Origin of the sequence: Planktothrix sp. FACHB-1355 (assembly GCF_014748295.1) — a bacterium.
Classification (GTDB): domain Bacteria; phylum Cyanobacteriota; class Cyanobacteriia; order Cyanobacteriales; family Aerosakkonemataceae; genus Aerosakkonema; species Aerosakkonema funiforme_A.
This window is the reverse complement of record NZ_JACJUP010000565.1, coordinates 1-4,285: the sequence shown is the minus strand read 5'-3', so window position 1 is coordinate 4,285 and position 4,285 is coordinate 1. Positions and strand designations below refer to the sequence as shown.

The window sequence follows — 4,285 nt, the reverse complement described above, 5'->3', positions numbered from 1 at the left end:
AGGTGTCCAAGTGGCAGCAGTATTGACAGCTTTAAAAGCATCAATTGCTCCAAAACCGTATTTATCATTAACCCAAAGTTTTGCTCCATTTTGTACCCAGCCTTTCTCGTCTTCCGGGTTATTTTTATTAGCAGTTTTAGCAAGAATATGCTGTACGTCACGCCAGCTTAAATTTGGATTAGCTTCTAACATCAAAGCAATTACACCAGATACTAAAGGTGCAGCAGCAGAAGTGCCGCCAAAACTTGTAGTATAATCTCCCGGATCGTAACCATCTGCACCGACTAAATCGGTTGTGGTAATACTTCGTCCTTCTCCAAGGCTACTGGAGTAAGCTGAAACTAATAGTGGTGTTCCTGGTTCGCTGTAGGTAGTTTGCTCACCATCCTTATTGATTGCCCCAACTGCGATGGCATAGCGAGAATTAGCAAAACCATTGTAATTTACATTACCTCCATGTTGTTGATCATTACCACCCGCAAACACGTAAATATTGCCAAGTTGATTTCGACCTGTTTTGACAGCTTGCTCCATTGCCATTAAATTTAATGGCGAAGTCGTAAAGGCGTTTTCTACCTTCCAACTATTGTTGTAAATGTCGATATCTTGGTTTTTGAAAGATAAAGCATCAGCTATTTGTTTATCAGTTACTTGATCTGCAATTAATCGCAGTCCAGCTAAATTTGCTTCCGGTGCTACCCCACTTCCACCAAAGTTGTTATCGCCGCTAGCTAATGCTATTCCTGCTACAGCAGTTCCATGCGGATTATAGGTGTTAAACTCTAGCCACCAGCGATTAAGTTGACCCTTATTTCCCGACGAATCGTCCGCCATTCTTAATTTCCAGAAACCTGATGCCCATTGTTGATTAAAATAATCTAAGCCAGGGCCAGGTATCTTACTTTGCGGGATAAACCGACCCGTAAATGGTGCAACTCCATGATTAATGCGGATAGTTGCTTGGTCATCTAATATGGTATTAATGAAATTGTCACCATCGCCTCCCACATCATCAAATAGTCCAATCTGGTCTTCTGAACCATTTCCCCCCCAGATTCTTCGGGGTGAAGTAAAGCCTAGACCTTCATTTGGATTGTAAATAGGCTCTGTTGGACTCAATAGCGAAGCTTCTAAATCGCTGACGTAGGGATGAGTAATATTTAAACCTACATTAATGTCTTTTACTACTCCAGTTAAAGCAACATCAAGAGGGAAATCTTGCCCCAATATATTATCTTGAATGCGACCTCGCGGTGATAGGCTTAAATCCTTGATAAGAGTAGCCTTATAGCTGGGTAATGGACTATTATCATTTTCGTTGAAATCCCAACTCAAATTTGGCAAGAAACGCTCTTTTAAATCTGGGTGCCTCTCGTAATCAAAGCCATCATCGACAATTCCAATTACAACTCCCTTTCCTCGCACTTTTTGAGATGGATTTCCAGGAAGAGAAATACCCCAAGTCTTCGTAATATTAGCATCTGCACTAGGAAGAAAATCGCTTCGCAAATGCCATTGACTGCCAACTTTTACCACATCTTTTACCAAAGGTTCTTTTTCTGGCTCAGATAACAATGTTACTTGTTTGGGAACTAAGGGATAAGCAAATTCTACGCCTGGAATTGTATCTAATCGCGGCTGTACGATATCAGGAGTATCGTTTTCGGAGAATTTCCAAATATAAGTGTTAGGAATATATCCAGTACTTCCTAAATCTTCAGCGCCAGCAAGTGCAGCTAAATCTAATGAATATCTATCTGGTGTTACCCAAACTACCCATTCTCGCGTTTTGGCTAATTGTTCTGGATCGTATTTTTTTAAATCAGCCGATCGCGCGATCGCAATCTTCACGGAATCTGATAATCCACTATCACCTGGATCTGTAATTACAGAAAAGTTTTGGATATTTCGATCGCTTTCATTTCCTGCTTTATCGCGAGCGATCGCCCACAATTGATAGCGCCCTGGTGTTAGCTTACTCAAATTGTAGTTTAAATCAAACCTTGCCCATCCTTTACTATCAGCAGTAAACCGATCTACCGTGATGGTATCAACTTTTTGGCCATCAATCGTCCCTAGCCAAAAGAATACTTTATCTATATCGTTAGCACCGTCGCGATCGAAAACTTTTGCACCGCTAAAGCTTAATGTTTCACCATTCGTGTATAATGGCATAGTTCTGAACTGTAAAAATTCAGGTTTGTTAATTGGTGGTGGCGCTGGCAGTGGTGGAGGCGGTGGCGGTGGCGCTGGCGGTGGTAAAATATTTTCTACAGTAAAGTTTTGAACTACTTTGTTACTCTCAGCATTTGCTTTATCGTAAGCGAGCGCTTCCAAATTATAATTTCCTGGTGCTAACCCACTCCAAAAGTAATTAAAACTAGCCCATCCATTCCCTTGACTATCAGGTGTAAATACATCGTAATCAAACTCATTCCAATTATTATCATCTTTCTGCAATTTAAAATGTACATTTTTCAGATCGGTGGCTCCATCCTCATCAAAAACTTTACCACGATTTATAGCGATCGAACTGCCTGCTTGGTAAGTTGGCAATAAACTAAACTGCAACAATTGAGGTGCTTTGTTAGGAATTGGTTTGACTGCTTTGGTAACAACAGAAAAGTTTTGAATTATTTCGTTACTTCCTCGATCGAAACTGTCATAAGCAATTGCTTTCATCTGATAATTTCCCACCTCTAACCCACTCAAATTGGTATAACTAAATGTTGACCAACGGTTATCTGTAATATCAGGTGTAAAAGTAGTTACATCGCTAATATCTTGCCAGTTACCGTCATCCTTTTGTAGGCGAAAATCTACTGTTTTAAGGTCACTACTTCCATTTTCGTCGTAAACTTTCCCTGTTAACGTTGGCGTATCGCCAAAATAAATACTTGCTGGTATAGTAAATTCGAGATTCGTTGGTGACACATTGGCAGGCGCAACCTGGAAAGTTTTAATTACTTCATTACTCTCCTGCTTTTGTTTATCGATCGCCACCGCTTTTATTTGGTAATTACCCGGTTGCTCCGGCATCCAAGAATAATTAAATGTAGCCCAATCTTCATCAAAAGTAAAATTGTTAGCAATACTCTCGATTCGGTTCCAATCACTATTATCTTTCTTAAACCAAAAATTTACTTTGTCTAAATCTCCATTTTCATCCCAAACCTTAGCATCTGTCAATTTAATTGCTTCACCCACCTTGTAATTTTGCTGAGTATTAAATTGCAAAAGTTTAGGAGGTGTGTTGATGTAATTACGTAAATCTTCTCCTACTTTTGTATCGCGCCAGTCCTTAGCTGGAGCAATTACTTCATCAAGCTTAATAGCAATTCCTGTTGCACCAGTAACCCGAAAAATTATATCGTTATAATCTTTATCCGAGCCGCTATCAACTCGCTTATCCTCCATCACAAATGTTTTGCCATCACCAATTACATCGGCAATTTGGCCAACATAAAAATCATCTAATGGGTTAGCAGTAGCTATGGAAAATAATGGACGTTTTGCGCCACCAATATTCGGGTTACTAAATACTTCTTGTACGCTACCATTAGGCACAAGCATGAAGCCAAATTTATCCCCTGGTTTCATCGCAAAAGTTTTTATACCTTTATATTCGCCACGATTGTGGTTATCTCCCCAAGGAAAAGTAGGGCTAAATCTTGCACCTTCTGTAGTGTCCGTAATTACTATATGGCCTTCTATAGAATTACTAAGAATTCGCCGCGCTACTTCTTTAGTAAAAGCTTCAGACCCAGGAATAAATGTTTCTATTCCCGTTAGGCTAAATATTCCCAACTCTCCCTGATAACTGCCACCGTCAGTTAAGTAATCAACTCCTACTTGTCCCGTTTGCCCAACAGTGAAAAAGCCTGATTCCACTTCTAACTTCGAGATCGGATCGACTTTCATTGTATAGTTAGTATTCTCGCCAGTTTGAGATAGTTGTAAAAAATACTTACCATCTGGCAAATTATCAATGTTGATAGTTTCAGGATTGGTTATGTTAAATAATCCAGCGTGCAGAGTTTTTCCAAAATTATCTTTAAGTTGCCAATCAACAGGATTACTAATCCCAGTAAGCGATAATTTGAGATAACGAGTATCGGTGAGTGTGAAGCTGTAGGTGTCGTCAGGTTGAGTAACGCCAACCGTATCTTGATTTGTATAAGAGTTATTAAGGGAACCGATATCAAAGGTAGACATTGATGAATCCTTGGTGAGCCGCACAGAGTTTTCATCTAGATATCTGGAAAATTGAGTTGTGAATACGCAC

At 39.7% G+C, this 4,285-nt stretch carries 1 protein-coding gene; it reads right to left on the bottom strand.

The features are described from left to right. A partial coding sequence (locus H6S82_RS20710; protein ID WP_191056638.1) for a S8 family serine peptidase occupies positions 1-4,215 on the bottom strand: 4,215 nt, incomplete at its 3' end. Positions 4,216-4,285 lie beyond the last annotated feature (70 nt).